Raw genomic sequence first — 14,465 nt, forward strand, 5'->3', positions numbered from 1 at the left:
CTGATCTTCCGCTATAAACACCCCCGCCCCTCCCCCGAACGCAACCAGCGGCGTCGCCGATCCCTACGAGCCCTGAGAGTTTCGCCCCGACCCTGCTTCCCGCCCCGCAATAACTCCGGGGCGTAAAGCAGGGACGGGCCGAACCTCTCAGGGCTCGTAGGACTCGGCGACGCCGCTGGTTGCGTTCGGGGCAGGGGCGGGCGTGTTACTCGCGGACGATCTGGTTGCCGGCGTGGTACAGGTTCGCCGCTGTCTGCCTGTTCCTCGCTGAGTTCGGCGGTTCCACCGGTCTCCGGCGCGCGACCGTGGCGCCGGTGTCCTCTGTTATCGGCCCTTGTAGTCCGGGGTGCGCTTCTCGAAGACCGCTTGGATGGCCTCGGTGAGGTCCTCGGAGGGCAGGAAGGCCGCGTTCCAGGCGGAGACGTAGCGCAGACCCTCGGTGACCGAGGCGGAGTTACGCTGGCCCAGAACGTCTTTCACACCTTGGACCACCAGCGGTGGGTTGGCGGCGATTTCCTGTGCGGTCGCATGGGCGGCTTCCAGTACCGCGTCTTGATCCGGGTAGACATCGTTGACGAGGCCGATCTTCTCCGCGCGGGCGGCATCGATATCCTTGGCCGTGTACGCGAGTTCCCGTAGGTGACCTTCGCCGATGATGCCGGGCAACCGCTGCAGCGAACCCACATCGGCCACGATCGCGACCTTGGCCTCGCGGAGGCTGAATTTCGCGTCGGCGCTGGCATAACGGATATCCGCGGCGGAGATCAGATCGAGGCCGCCGCCGATGCACCAGCCGGAGACGGCGGCGACAACCGGTTTACGACATTCGGCCACCGCGGTGATCGCGGCCTGCAGGCGCCGGATCTCGCCGAGGAAATCGGTGCGCGGCGCGGCCAGGGCGCGGTCGGCCATCAGCGGGCCGAAGGTGCCGCTCATCGCGGGCAGGTCGAGACCGTAGGAGAAATGCTTACCCGACCCGGTGAGTACCACCGCCCGGACCTCCGGATCGGCGTCGAGACCGCGGAAGATCTCCGGCAGTTCCCGCCAGAAATCCGGGCCCATGGCGTTTCCTTTACCCGGGCCGGTGAGCGTCACCCGGGCGACGCGATCGTTGGTTTCGACGGTGAAAGCCTGCCAATCTGTCATCGGTCCAGACTAATGCCCACCCCGCACCGGCTCCGATCGCCGGACTGTCCACTCGCCGGGACGGACCGGTGCGGTCATCGGACAAACGGCGGCGCAGGGGCCCGGTTCGTCTTACCCTGTGGCCATGCGCAGGTCGCTTCCACCGATAACCTGCCGGGTCTCGGACACTTTGATAGCGCGCGGACACCACGGCCTGATCGTCACCGTGCCGGATTCCGCGGCCGGCCCCGCGGAAACCGCGCACGCGATGGAGGTGGTCCCGGGGGCATTGGTGCAGGCACAGGTCTTCCTGCTGGGTGACGACCCGATTCTGCTGCTGGTTTCGGCGGCGCATCAGGTGGACGCCGCCCGTACCGGGGCACGGCTCGACGGGCAGCTCGTTCCCGCGCCGCCGCACCTCGCCGTCAAGTACACCGGACAGCTGCCGGGCAGTATCGCGCCGGTCGGTCATCCCGCGAACCTGCCCACCTGGGTGGACAGCGCACTGTCCCGGTTCGGTGATCTGGTGGCGGCCGGCGGCTGTCCGGGCGCCGTTTTCCGTACCTCCTACCCCGAACTCCTCCGGATCACCGCAGGCCTCTCCCTGGATGTGGAGTGACCGGAAGGACCTCCCACCCAGCGGGCCCGCCCCGCGCGATCGGCCCGATCCGGGCGTAGCGTCGGCTGGGTGACCGAAGTACCACGGCCCGAGACCGGAATCCGGATTCCCGACGATCTCAGCGGGATCACCGCCGAGCAATACCGCGCCTCGATGCGGCACTACCCGTCCGGCGTCACCGTCGTGACGTTGAACTCGGCCACCGGTCCGGTCGGTTTCACCGCGACCTCGTTCGCCTCGCTGTCCCTGGATCCACCGCTGATCTCCTTCAATATCGCCGATACCTCTTCCAGCCTCACCGCCCTCACCGCCGCGCAATCGGTCGTCATCCATTTCCTGGGCGAACATCAGCGCCACCTCGCCCAGCGGTTCGCCCGGACCGCGGCGCACCGATTCAGCGATCCCGCCCTGTGGTCGGCCCTGGATACCGGCGAGCCGGTCCTGCACGGCACTCCGCTGTGGTTGCGCACCACCATCGAGCAGCTCATACCGATCGGTGATCACACCCTCGTGGTGGGCCGAGTGGTGAAGGTTCACGACGACACCGAAGAAGAACCCCCGACCGTCCCCCTGCTCTATTACCAGGGCCGCTACTACCGCCCCACCCCGCTCGCCGACGACGTCGACTGAGCGGACGGTACCGCCACTTCGGCGGGCTCGGCCCCAACCGGGACCCGGGCCCCGGCGCGTTCGAAGGATGCCACCTGCCATAGAACGGCGACCACAGCGAGCTGTGCGCAGTCCTCCGAGAGCCTGGGTCCAGGAACGGTGGGCGTCCCACGCGGTATTCGCAGAACCGCGACCGATCACGCCCGGCGTCCGCGACGGCCGGTGGATCCGCCGGCGGCGCATTTCAGCGGCATGCGATGGCGTGCAGCGACAGCATCGCTCCTCCCGGAAACGGTGGTGTCCAGCACGACTGAGCAGTCGGCCCTGAGACGGCCGGCCCGCCACGTCCCGGCCGCGCCCGACCGGTACGCCCCAGTTCAGCGGGGCACTCGATGGGTGTCCCGCGCGGAACCCGACGTGACCGGCCGCGCCGCCGAGTCATACGACACCCCGCGCGGTCATGGCCCGTCCACACGGAAGCAGGCACTCCGCTGCGCCGCAGGACACAGGGGGCGGAACCCCGCGTCCACCGGCGCGCCAATAAACTCATTCGACCGCTGTTTGCCGGGCGGTAACCCTCGTGTGGGAGAACGAGTCCGTCGGCTGGGCGATGGAAGGTGGGCCGGGTAAATGCAGGCGCAACTGCAAGCGGTGAGCGGGCTCCGGCGCGCCGAGGCGGCGCCGCGGTCCCGCACCCTGGTCGACGTTCTCGCCGAAACGGCAGCGCGTCACCCGGATGCTCCCGCTGTCGCGACCGCCGACCGCACCCTGTCCTATGCCGAACTGCTGGTGGAGATCGACCGCTCGGTTGCCGATCTGCGGGCGGCCGGGGTCCGGCGGGGTGACCGGGTGGGTGTGCGGATGCCGTCGGGCACCTGGGACCTGTATCTGACCATTCTGGCGGTCTTGCACGCCGGCGCCGCCTATGTTCCCGTCGATGCCGACGACCCCGAGGAGCGGGCGCGGCTGGTTTTCGGTGAAGCGCAGGTCACCGCCATCGCCACCGCGGCGGGTATCGAACCGGTCGGCGACCGCGAAACCGGCCCGGCAATCGACGGGCAATCCCCGGTCGCGCCCACCGTGGACGACGACGCCTGGATCATCTTCACCTCCGGTTCCACCGGCATGCCGAAGGGTGTCGCCGTGACCCATCGCAATGCGGCGGCATTCGTCGACGCGGAGGCCCGCCTGTTTCTGCGCGACAACCCGCTCGGCCCCGGCGATCGCGTCCTGGCCGGGCTCTCGGTTGCCTTCGACGCCTCCTGTGAGGAGATGTGGCTGGCCTGGCGGCACGGCGCCTGCCTGGTCCCGGCTCCCCGAGCGCTGGTTCGGACTGGCGCCGATCTGGGCCCGTGGCTGGTCCGGCAGGGCATCACCGTGGTGTCCACCGTCCCCACGCTGGCCGCGACCTGGCCCGCCGAGGCGCTGGAATCGGTGCGGCTGTTGATCTTCGGTGGGGAGGCGGTACCACCGGACCTGGCCGAACGCCTGGCCGACGACGACCGTGAGGTCTGGAACACCTACGGCCCCACCGAGGCCACCGTGGTCGCGTGCGCGGCCCTGCTCGACGGCACCGGTCCGGTGCGGATCGGGCTGCCGCTGGACGGCTGGGATCTGGCGGTGGTCGACGGGGACGGTATCCCGGTGGGCGAGGGTGAATCCGGTGAACTGGTGATCGGCGGCGTGGGTCTGGCCCGTTATCTCGACCCGGCCAAGGACGCCGAGAAATACGCACCGCTGGCGACACTCGGCTGGGACCGCGCCTACCGCAGCGGCGACCTGGTCCGCAACGACAGCGCCGGTTTGATCTTCCTGGGCCGCGCGGACGATCAGGTGAAGATCGGCGGCCGCCGGATCGAACTCGGCGAGATCGACAATGCCCTCCAGCATCTGCCCGGGGTGAGCGGTGCCGCCGCAGCGGTACGCACCACCGCCACGGGCTCCCCCGTTCTGATCGGCTACCTCACCGGTGTCCCCGCCGATTACGACGTGACCGCCGCCCGGACACAGCTGTCCGGGCAGCTCCCGGCCCCGATGATCCCGCGGCTCGTGATCGTCCCCGAATTACCCACCCGCACGTCGGGGAAGGTCGACCGGAACGCTCTGCCCTGGCCGCTGGCGGGTGCCGATTCCGGTACCGAACACGGACTCACCGGTACACCTGCTTGGGTGGCGCAGATCTGGACCGATGTCCTCGGTGCCGAGATCACCGGCGCCGAGGCCGATTTCTTCGAACTCGGCGGCGGATCGCTGTCGGCGGCACAGCTGGTGTCGGCACTGCGCACGCGGTACCCGCAGGTCACCGTCGCCGATATCTACGACCACCCGCGGCTCGGCGCCCTGGCCGAACTCCTGGACGACACCGGTCCGGGCGCCACCGCCGAAACCCGCCGGGTCGAGCCGACGCCGCCCGCGGCGCAGCTGATCCAGATTCTCGCGACGGTCGCCCTCACCACTCTCACCGGGCTGCAATGGGTGACCTGGCTCGCGGTCGCCGCCGGGATCGCGGGCTGGTTCGACGTAATGCCGTGGCTGCCGCGCCTGTCGTGGTGGTGGACCGCGCTGTTGTTCGCGGTGTTCATCACCCCGCTGGGCCGGATGGCGATCTGTGTCGCCGGGGCCCGCGTCCTGCTCGCGGGAGTGGAGCCCGGCAGTTATCCACGCGGGGGTTCGGTACATGTGCGATTGTGGGCCGCCGTTCGGCTGGCCGAGGCCAGCGGGGCGGAGAACCTTTCCGGCGCACCGTGGATGGTGCCGTTCGCGCGGGCGCTGGGGGCCACCGTCGGCAAGGGCGTGGACCTGCATACTCTGCCCCCGGTGACAGGCATGCTCGAACTGCGCGACGGGTGCAGTGTGGAACCCGAGGTCGACCTGTCCGGCTACTGGATCGACGGCGATACCGTGCACATCGGTTCGATCCAGGTGGGCAAGGGCGCGGTCGTCGGCGCTCGCTCGGTGCTGTTGCCCGGGACGAAGATCGGCCGAGATGCCGAGATAGCGGCCGGTTCGGCGGTGTCCGGGAAGGTGAAGGCCGGCCAGGAATGGGCCGGTTCCCCGGCGGTGAAGGTCGGCCGGGCCCGGCATCGCTGGCCCGCGCAGACACCGGAGCGTGCCGCGCACTGGGTGGTGGCGTACGGAATCGCCTCACTCGCGCTCGGCGCGCTGCCGCTCGCCGGGCTGGCGGCGGGTCTCGCGGTGATCGCGTGGGGTGTCCGGGATTCGGTGAGTTTCGCCGGAGCCCTGTTACCGGCATTCCTCTGGCTGCCTGTGGCGACACTGTTCAGCCTGGTCGTTTACGCGGTGACGACCGTGGTCGCGGTCCGGCTGCTCAGTATCGGCCTGACCGAGGGCTACCATCCGGTGCGTAGCCGGGTCGGGTGGCAGGTGTGGGCGACCGAACGCCTGCTGGACTCGGCCCGCACGTTCCTGTTCCCGCTCTACGCCTCCCTGCTGACCCCCATCTGGTTACGGCTGCTCGGCGCGAAAGTCGGCAAACGGGTCGAGGCCTCCACCGTGCTGCTGCTACCCAAGTTCACCACTGTCGCCGACGGAGCGTTCCTGGCCGACGACACCATGATCGCCAGTTATGAACTCGGTGGCGGCTGGCTGCACATCGGTGAGGCGAAGGTCGGTAAACGTGCCTTCCTCGGCAATTCCGGGATGACCGCACCCGGCCGCCGGGTGCCGAAGAACGGCCTGGTGGCCGTGTTGTCCGCGGCACCGAGTAAGGCCAAGGCCGGATCGTCGTGGCTGGGCAGCCCGCCGGTCCGGTTGCGCCGGGCGGCCGGCAATGCCGATACCGACCGCACCTTCGAACCACCGCTGCGGTTGCGAATCTTCCGCGGCGCCTTCGAAACCTGCCGGCTGGCCGCGGTGGTGGTGACCTTCGCCATCGGACTCGGGGTACTGTTCGCCCTCGCACGAGTGGCCGGCAGTTTCGGTTTCCTGGCGGCCGGGTTGCTGTCCGGGGTGGTACTCATGGTCGCCGGCGCGGTGGCCTGCGCGAGTGCGGTTACGGCGAAATGGGTTCTGGTGGGCCGGATCCGGGCCGAGGAACATCCGCTGTGGAGTTCGTTCGTCTGGCGCAACGAAGTCTCGGACGCCTTCGTGGAAACCGTTGCGGCGCCGTGGTTCGCCCGCGCGGCAACCGGTACGCCCGTGCTGAATCTCTGGTTGCGCGCACTCGGCGCGAAGATCGGCCGCGGGGTATGGTGCGAGTCCTACTGGCTTCCGGAGGCAGACCTGGTGACGCTCGGCGACGGGGCAACCGTGGAACGCGGCTGTGTGGTGCAAACGCACCTTTTCCACGACCGCATCATGGCCATGGACACCGTCACCCTGGAACCGGGAGCCACCCTCGGACCGCATTGCGTCGCCCTGCCGGCCGCCACTGTCGGTGCGGGCGCCACCGTGGGTCCGGCGTCGTTGGTGATGCGCGGCGATACCGTGCCGCCGTCCACGAGATGGTGGGGTAACCCCATCGCCCCCTGGACCGGCCCGGCGCGCGCACCGGACAGCGATTCGGCGGACGAGGAGACCGACCGCTGATGGGGAGCAGGTTCTACGACGCCCCCATCGACGACTATCTCCCGCAGAACGGCAACCGGGGCTATCGCGTTTCGCGGTACGAGCTGGAGCTGAACTACAAGGTCGCCAGCAACCGCCTCGCGGGGCGCGCCGTGATCACCGCGGTGACCACGGCCGAACGCCCCCGGTATTCGCTCGACCTGTCCCAGGCCCTGGCGGTATCGAAAGTGCTGGTCAACGGCAACAAGTCCGTCAAGTACAACCATCAGCGCGGCAAACTCACCGTCACCCCCCGCGAGCGGATCCCGGCGGGCGGGATCCTGCAGCTCGTCGTCCAGTACGCCGGCGCGCCGAAACCGGTGCGCGGACCCTGGGGCGAGGTCGGCTGGGAGGAGCTCACCGAAGGTGCGCTGGTCGCCAGTCAACCCAACGGCGCCGCCTCCTGGTTCCCCTGCGACGATCATCCGAGCTCCAAGGCCAGCTACCGGTTCTCGATCACCACCGATACCCCGTACTACACCCTCGCCAACGGCAACCTCGTCGGCAAGCAGACCAAGGCAGGGCAGACCACCTGGGTCTACGAACAGGCCGAACCGATGGCCAGCTATCTGGCGACCGTGCAGATCGGCCGTTACCGCAGGCACCGGCTCAGCGACCACAACGCCCCGGTGCCGATGTACGCGGCCGTTCCGGCCACACTGCGCGCCGCCTTCGATCACGATTTCGCCCGTCAGCCGGCGATGATGTCGGTGTTCAGCGACCTGTTCGGGCCGTACCCCTTCCAGAGCTACTCGGTGGTGGTCACCGAGGACGAGCTGGAGATCCCCATCGAAGCCCAGGGCATCTCCATTTTCGGCGCCAACCACTGCGACGGCCGCCGCGGCGCGGAACGCCTGGTCGCGCACGAACTCGCACACCAGTGGTTCGGCAACAGCCTGACCATCCAGCACTGGTGCGATATCTGGCTGCACGAGGGTTTCGCCTGCTACGCGGAATGGATCTGGTCGGAAGCGGCCGGCGGCGCGAGCGCGGACCAGCTGGCCCGGGCGGCCTGGCATACCCTGCGCCGGGAGCCGCAGAACATCGTGGTCGGCGATCCGGGTCCCACTCTGATGTTCGACGACCGCGTCTACAAACGAGGCGCGCTCACCCTGCACGCGCTGCGGGTGGAACTCGGCGATACCGCGTTCTTCCGGCTGATCCGCGATTGGACCGCCCGGCACCGTCATGCGTCGGTCTCCACCGAGGAGTTCACCGATCTCGTCGGCCACTACAGCATGGTGCCATTGCATCCGCTGTGGCAGGACTGGCTGTATTCCGAACCGCTGCCGCAGTTGCCGCCCGCCGGTCAGAAAACCAGGTAGCGGCCCGCCAGCTGTTCGACCAGCGGGTCGTCCTCGCCGACACTGTCCAGGGCATCCAGATCGGCCACCAGCGAGATGAGGCGCGGATCCTCCGACTCGGGACCCGCCGGGCCGTCCTCGGCCAGTTGCCGCAGCATCTTGTCCCGTACCCGGTCCTTCAATGAGTCGCGCATATCCACCTCGTCTGGTCGGTCTCGTTCCGACATGATCGGAAGCACTGCGTGGTTACGCTGCGCTACCTCCTCCGCGCTCGACCCGATCATGTCAGACCGGCGTCAACCAGGTGCCCCATGGCGTGTTGCGCAGCACGGCGTACGCGGCGAGCGAGCCGAGCAGCACCCACATCGTGCCGGTTCCGATCCCGGGCAGCCGCGGTCCTTCACCGCGCCAGGCACGGACGGCCCAATCGCCCACCCACAGCGCGAACAGCACCAGCACCGGCAACGCCAGCAGGTTGCTGTGCAGGGAATCGATGATGTTCCCCTCGGTGAGGTTGTGCACTGCCCGCATACCCCCGCATCCGGGGCAGTACACCCCGAAAAGCGCATACGAAGGACACAGCCCGTACGACCCCGGAACGTGCGGATCCCGGAAATGCAACAGCAGTACGGCGGCCGCGCCCGCGCTCGCCACTGCGGCCGGCAGCGCGACCGCGCTCAGCCGAGCGAGCCTGCCTCGCACAGGCTCCGTTTCCGCGGCCGGAACACCGGATGGCGCCGGTGGTGGCGGGGCCGCGTCGGAGTCGTTCACGGTTCTCACCGTAGCCCCGGCGGCGGGGTTGATGCCACAACCATCGGAGGTGCTAGCTCCGGTTCGCGCCGAGAAGCATAGAAACGGGATCGAATGGGAATTCTGGGTTAACAGCACCGCCCGCGGAACCGACATCCGGGTTGAGAACCACATTCCGGGCAAGGGATCTCGGTGCGGCGCTTGCTCTTGTAAGCACCCAGCTTGCAGGTTACCGTGTCAGGCAGGCACAAAGGAGTGTTCTGATGCTGGTGAAATCGTTGACAGCGCTATCGCAGGCGCACCACGGCGCGCTGACCGCCCCGTACCGAGCCGCGTTACGCGCACGTCGTTTCCGGAACGCTGCCTTCAACGCCCCCGCCGATGCGCCCGAGATATCGACCGTCACCACCGTCGACGGCGCCCGCCTGCGCGTGCATTCCTACGGTCCCGCCGATGCCGAGCCGATCGTGTTCGTCCACGGCTGGAGCTGCTGTATCGAATACTGGAATCCGCAGATCAACGCCTTCGCCGACCGGTACCGGGTGATCTCCTACGATCAGCGCGGCCACGGTGAGAGCACTCTGGGCCGCGCCCCGCTCGGCGACCGCACCCTCGCCGACGATCTCGCCGCCGTCCTCGATGCCACCCTGCGCCCCGGACGCACCGCACTGCTGGTCGGCCACAGCATGGGCGGTATCACCCTGCAGGCATGGGCCGCCCGCCATCCGCAGCAGGTCGCCCGGCGGGCCCGCGCGGTGGTGCTCGCCAACACCACCTCGGGCAATATCCGCTACGACACCGATCTGCTCCCCCTGCTGAACAAGCCGCTCAGCGTAGGGAATCAGCCGCTCACCCTGCTCGGCTCGCCCATCCGGCTCCCGATGATCGTCGCCGAATCGATCCTCACCACCCCGCTGCCCCTGCCGGGCGGCTGGGCGGCCCGGGAACTGCTCAAACAGCGCATCATGGCCCGTGGCGCCACGAACGAACAGGCGGATTTCGCCCTGAGTATCGTGCGTTCCTGTCGCCCCCTGGCCCGCGGCAGGCACGCCGCCATCCTGGCCGACCTGCAACTCGGCGCGGCGGCCGCCAACTTGACGGTCCCCACCACGATCATCGCCGGACAACACGACCGGCTGCTGCCCGAACGGATGTCGCGCATCATCGCCGACACCATGGAGGAGGCCGGCCACCGCCCCGATTACCAGGTCTGGCCCACCGGCCACCTGGGCAATATCGAGGCCGCCGACCGCTTCAACACCGAACTCGTCTCCATCCTGAATCGCACCGGTTCGCGGTCGGTGGCCGCGGGCTGAGCGGAGGTTCCCCGAGTTCGGTCGACGATGCCCGGCTCGGTGGACTTCATCACGGGGGCACCCCGAGAAGTCGGCGGCAGGAAGAGCCGTCTTGTCCCGGTACCGGAGACGCTCCCCGTGCCGGGAACGGCCGGCGCCATGTGAACAGGAATATCGGCGATGGCGCGTCGTTGCACCCAGCGACAGCTCCCTGGCGATAGGAATGGACTATGCGCGCAGCGACCTACGACCGCTACACCGCCGACGACAACGATGTACGAGTCCGTGACCTGCCCACACCAAAACTGTTCCCAGGATCGGTCCTGATCGAGGTTCGCGCGGCCGGAGTGAACCCGGTCGACTGGAAGCTGATGTCGGGTGCGCTCGACGGCCTGATCGATGCGGTGTTCCCGGTGATTCCCGGCTGGGATGTCGCCGGCACCGTGGTCGATACCGGACTGGACACTCCGGAATTCTCGGTCGGTGACGAGGTGCTCGCCTACGCCCGAAAGGACGTTCTGCAGGGCGGGACCTTCGCCGAACTGGTCGCGGTGCCGGCCGCGCATGTCGCCCGCAAGCCGGCCGAACTACCGTGGGAGCAGGCCGGCGCGCTCCCCTTGGCCGGCGGCACGGCACTGCGCACCCTCGACCTGCTCGAGGTGACCGCCGACGACACCGTGCTGGTCCACGCCGCGGCCGGCGGTGTCGGCAGCCTCGGCGTCCAGATCGCCACGGCCCGCGGCGCCCGGGTCCTGGGCACCGCATCCCAGCAGAACCACGACTACCTGCGCGACCTCGGCGCCGAACCGGTCGACTACGGCGACGGCCTGGTCGAACGAATCCGCGAACTCGCCCCCGACGGCGTGCACGCGGTGGCCGATTTCGTCGGCGGTCAGCTCGACACGACCCTCGCGGTACTCGCTCCGGGCGGCCGGCACGCCTCGGTCGCCGACAACAGCGTGGCCGAACACGGCGGGCATATCGTCTGGGTCCGCCCCGACGGCCGGCAGACCCAGCGCCTGGCCGACCTCGCCGCCAAAGGCAACTTGACGGTCCCCATCGCCCGCACCTTCTCCCTCGACGAGGTTCCCGACGCGTTCGCGGCGAGCCGTACCGGACACACGCGCGGGAAGAACGTCATCGTCCTCTGACCTCCCGGCAGCGCGGACCTCGAGCAGCGCGTCCCGGCCACGTATCGCGGCGTCCGACCTCCCCGGCTTCCGAAGGAGATCTCGTGCCCACGTTCCCGTTCCGGCCGGCTCTCCCGCACCAGGTGTTCAGCGCCGGTTTCTACCCGGATGCCGACGCCGATCATGCGGTGCGCTGCGTCCTCGGCGCGACCGCTTCCGGAGCGGCCGATATCGGCGAGGTTCTGTGGGCGATCGATGCCGCCGAACCCGATGACCACGAGAACTGGTTCCGCACCTGGGAAGCAGCCGGTGAACGTGCGCGCACCCTCGCCGATACCGCCGCCTCCGGCGGCCACCAGCTGAGCGCTTCCTGGGCGTATCTCCGGTCCGCCACCTATTTCGCGGCCGCCGTGAACGCGCTCAGCGGTTCCGGCGCCGACGACCGGCTTCTTCCGACTTTCCGCAGCCACCGCTACGGCTGGGACCGTTTCGTCGACACCACCATGCATCAGGTCGAACGTGTCGCCATCCCGTACGAGAACAGCACCCTGCCCGGCTATTTCTTCACCCCCGCGCCGGACAGCACTCCGCGGCCCACCTTCGTGATGGTCAACGGCAGCGACGGCGCGCTGTGTGCTCTCTGGAGTTCGGGAGCATCCGGCGCGCTGGCCCGCGGCTACAACGTGCTGATGTTCGACGGCCCCGGCCAGCAGTCGATGTTGTTCGAGCGGAAAACGGCGTTCCGTCCGGATTGGGAAGCGGTACTCACCCCGGTTCTCGACCATCTGCTCGACCGGAGCGGCGTCGACCCCGAGCGGGTCGCGCTGTACGGGATCAGCCAGGGCGGATACTGGATCGCCCGGGCGCTGGTGTTCGAACATCGTTTCGCGGCCGCTGTCGCCGACCCTGGCGTGGTCGATGTCGCGGCCTCCTGGTCTGCGAATATCCCGAAATCCCTGCTGAGACTGTTCCATGCGGGTAAGAGGAAACAGTTCGACACCGAACTGGGTGTCGGCCTGAAACTCTCCGGAAAAAGTGCCCACACCTGGAACTTCCGGGCTCGCCCGTATGGGTGTGACAGCTATTTCGACACCCTCACCGCGGTTCGCGAGTACACACTCGGCGCGGCCGATGCCGCCCGGATCACCACCCCCCTGTTCATCGCCGACCCCGAGGACGAACAATTCTGGCCGGGCCAGTCCCGGCGTCTCGCCGAGATGGTCTCGGGGCCGGTGCACCGCTGCCGGTTCACCGCGGCCGAGGGCGCGAACTACCACTGCCAGCCGCTGGCCCGCGCCCTCACCGAACAACGCATGTTCGACTGGCTCGACGAAACGCTGCATCTCCGATGACGGTCGGCGCAGGCGGCCACTGAATGGGACCGGCCACCCAGCGGGCTCGGCCGTACGCCGATCCAGGATCCGGCCGCTGTTCCGGAAGGTAGGTTCGTACGATGGCTTTGCGCGTAGTTCAGTGGGCGACCGGGGGTGTCGGACAGGCCGCGATCGGACATATCCTGCGGCATCCCGACCTCGAACTGGTCGGGTGCTGGGTACATTCGCCGGAGAAGTCCGGTAAGGATGTAGGCGATATCGTCGGATCGGAGAAGACCGGTGTGATCGCGACCCACAGTGTGGAGGAAATCCTCGCGCTGGACGCCGATTGCGTCCTGTACGCGCCGCTACTGCCGGACGCCGGTCAAGTGCAGGCGATCCTGCGCTCCGGCAAGAATGTCGTCACTCCCCTGGGCTGGTTCTGGCCGACCGACAAAGAACGGTCGAAGATGGAACCCGCGGCCCTGGCAGGCAACGCGACCTTGCACGGCACCGGTATCGATCCCGGCGGCGCCACCGAACAGCAGCCCCTCTTCTTCAGCGGACTGTCCTCGGCCATCACCTTCGTCCGCGGCGAGGAGTTCTCCGATATCCGCACCTATAACGCCCCCGATGTAGTGCGGCACATCATGGGGTTCGGCGGAACCCCCGAGGAAGCAAAAGCGGGCCCGATGCTCGGCCTGCTGGCGCGCGGCTTCGAACAGTCGGTGCGCATGTGTCTGGACACACTCGGTTTCGCGGAGGCCGAGATCCGCAGCAGCCACGATATCGCGGTCGCCACCGCACCGATCGATTCACCGGCCGGCGTGATCGAACCCGGCCGCGTCGCCGCGCAGCGTTTCGCCTGGGAAGCGTTCATCGGCGAGACGAAGGTCGTACGGGTGGCGGTCAACTGGTTGATGGGTGCGGAAAACCTCGAACCCGCCTGGGAATTCGGGCCCGGTGGTGAACGCTTCGAGATCGAGGTGAAGGGCGACCCCGACTGTTCGGTGGTCATCCACGGCTGGCATCCGGCCAGTGTCACGGCGGGGCTGCTCCGCAACCCCGGAATCGTGGTCACCGCCGCGCATTGCGTCAATTCGATCCCCACTGTCTGCGCGGCGCCACCCGGGATTCTCACGTTCGTGGATATGCCTGTGGTCACCGGTCGCGCACATCCCGATCTCGCCGGATGACAACACCTTTCAGGCAGACGCGAACGAACCGGCACTCGTCCGGTTCGTTCGGGTAGCCGATCAGGCGGCGGCGATCGCGACCGTCAAAGCGACCAGCGCTGTCGCCTGCAGTCCCACGCGCAGGAAGATGATGCTTTCCCAGCGCTGTTGCAGCGCACGAGCATTGTCCGGGATCACCCCGGAAAGCGCGGCCGCCTTCTGGGCTGTATTGACCGGCTTGGCGATTCGCGCGTACAGGACGAGCCAGACGACCAGCGTGACCACGGCCACCGCCGCCGCTGCCGCCGACACCGGGTAACCGCCGAGCCCCGCCAGCACGGCGGCGGCGAGCGCACTCAGCAATCCGGTGATGCCGACCGGCGGCATCCGCGAGTCGGCGAAATAGTGCCCCCACCCGGCACTCAGGGTCATGGTGGTGTCGTCGAGCCGGGCATTGACCGAGCGCGTGACGAGTGCGGCGACGGCGTCCGCGCCGTAGACGACGGCATTGGTGACGACGGCGAGTGCAGCGAGAAGTTGGATGAATGTGGCCATAGCGGACTCCTGACGGTTTCGTTT

General features: G+C 68.4%; 12 protein-coding genes. 8 read left to right on the forward strand and 4 right to left on the reverse strand.

Going from position 1 to position 14,465, the window contains the following annotated elements; all coding sequences use genetic code 11:
* Positions 1-324: 324 nt before the first annotated feature.
* Positions 325-1,146 (reverse strand): crotonase/enoyl-CoA hydratase family protein, encoded by an 822-nt coding sequence (locus QH195_RS04330; RefSeq protein ID WP_280434398.1) that lies wholly within the window; start codon positions 1,144-1,146, stop codon positions 325-327.
* A gap of 124 nt (positions 1,147-1,270) precedes the next feature.
* Here QH195_RS04330 and QH195_RS04335 point away from each other — a divergent pair, with 124 nt between their 5' ends.
* The 4 genes from QH195_RS04335 (at position 1,271) to QH195_RS04350 (ending at position 8,244) form a co-directional block, all read left to right on the forward strand.
* A complete protein-coding gene (locus QH195_RS04335) occupies positions 1,271-1,744 on the forward strand; it encodes a YbaK/EbsC family protein (RefSeq protein ID WP_280434399.1) in 474 nt (157 codons plus the stop codon).
* 69 nt (positions 1,745-1,813) lie between these two features.
* On the forward strand, positions 1,814-2,374 hold the full coding sequence (locus tag QH195_RS04340) for a flavin reductase family protein (protein ID WP_432278436.1): 561 nt from the start codon (positions 1,814-1,816) through the stop codon (positions 2,372-2,374).
* Positions 2,375-2,983: 609 nt separating this feature from the next.
* A complete protein-coding gene (locus tag QH195_RS04345) occupies positions 2,984-6,901 on the forward strand; it encodes a Pls/PosA family non-ribosomal peptide synthetase (protein WP_280434400.1) in 3,918 nt (1,305 codons plus the stop codon).
* Positions 6,901-8,244, forward strand: coding sequence for a M1 family metallopeptidase (locus tag QH195_RS04350; protein ID WP_195055704.1), 1,344 nt, complete (start codon positions 6,901-6,903; stop codon positions 8,242-8,244). Before QH195_RS04345 ends, QH195_RS04350 begins: the two co-directional genes overlap by 1 nt.
* Here QH195_RS04350 and QH195_RS04355 read toward each other — a convergent pair.
* Together QH195_RS04355 and QH195_RS04360 are read right to left on the reverse strand one after the other, a co-directional pair.
* Positions 8,229-8,417, reverse strand: a complete 189-nt coding sequence (locus QH195_RS04355; protein ID WP_195055705.1) for a hypothetical protein — start codon at positions 8,415-8,417, stop codon at positions 8,229-8,231. The two genes, QH195_RS04350 and QH195_RS04355, sit on opposite strands and share 16 nt — an antisense overlap.
* 91 nt (positions 8,418-8,508) lie before the next feature.
* Entirely contained in the window at positions 8,509-8,994 is a 486-nt protein-coding gene (locus tag QH195_RS04360) for a DUF2752 domain-containing protein (protein WP_348536856.1), read from the reverse strand.
* Positions 8,995-9,236: 242 nt separating this feature from the next.
* Between QH195_RS04360 and QH195_RS04365 the strand changes: the two genes are divergently transcribed.
* The 4 genes from QH195_RS04365 to QH195_RS04380 all read left to right on the forward strand — a co-directional run bounded on the left by QH195_RS04365 (position 9,237) and on the right by QH195_RS04380 (position 13,907).
* Positions 9,237-10,289 (forward strand): alpha/beta fold hydrolase, encoded by a 1,053-nt coding sequence (locus QH195_RS04365; protein WP_280420697.1) that lies wholly within the window; start codon positions 9,237-9,239, stop codon positions 10,287-10,289.
* Between the two features lie 209 nt (positions 10,290-10,498).
* Positions 10,499-11,419: an NADP-dependent oxidoreductase gene (locus QH195_RS04370; RefSeq protein ID WP_195055708.1), complete on the forward strand. Its 921-nt coding sequence runs from the start codon at positions 10,499-10,501 to the stop codon at positions 11,417-11,419.
* An 83-nt stretch (positions 11,420-11,502) separates the two neighbouring features.
* Positions 11,503-12,750, forward strand: coding sequence for an alpha/beta hydrolase family protein (locus QH195_RS04375; RefSeq protein ID WP_195055709.1), 1,248 nt, complete (start codon positions 11,503-11,505; stop codon positions 12,748-12,750).
* A gap of 101 nt (positions 12,751-12,851) precedes the next feature.
* Positions 12,852-13,907 carry an NAD(P)H-dependent amine dehydrogenase family protein gene (locus QH195_RS04380; protein WP_195055710.1) on the forward strand — a complete coding sequence of 352 codons (1,056 nt, stop codon included), beginning with the start codon at positions 12,852-12,854 and terminating at the stop codon, positions 13,905-13,907.
* A gap of 60 nt (positions 13,908-13,967) precedes the next feature.
* Here the strand turns inward: QH195_RS04380 and QH195_RS04385 are convergent, their stop codons facing one another.
* On the reverse strand, positions 13,968-14,441 hold the full coding sequence (locus tag QH195_RS04385; RefSeq protein WP_195055711.1) for a DUF1772 domain-containing protein: 474 nt from the start codon (positions 14,439-14,441) through the stop codon (positions 13,968-13,970).
* Positions 14,442-14,465 lie beyond the last annotated feature (24 nt).

The sequence above is a fragment of the Nocardia carnea genome (genome assembly GCF_029868855.1).
GTDB lineage: Bacteria > Actinomycetota > Actinomycetes > Mycobacteriales > Mycobacteriaceae > Nocardia > Nocardia carnea_A.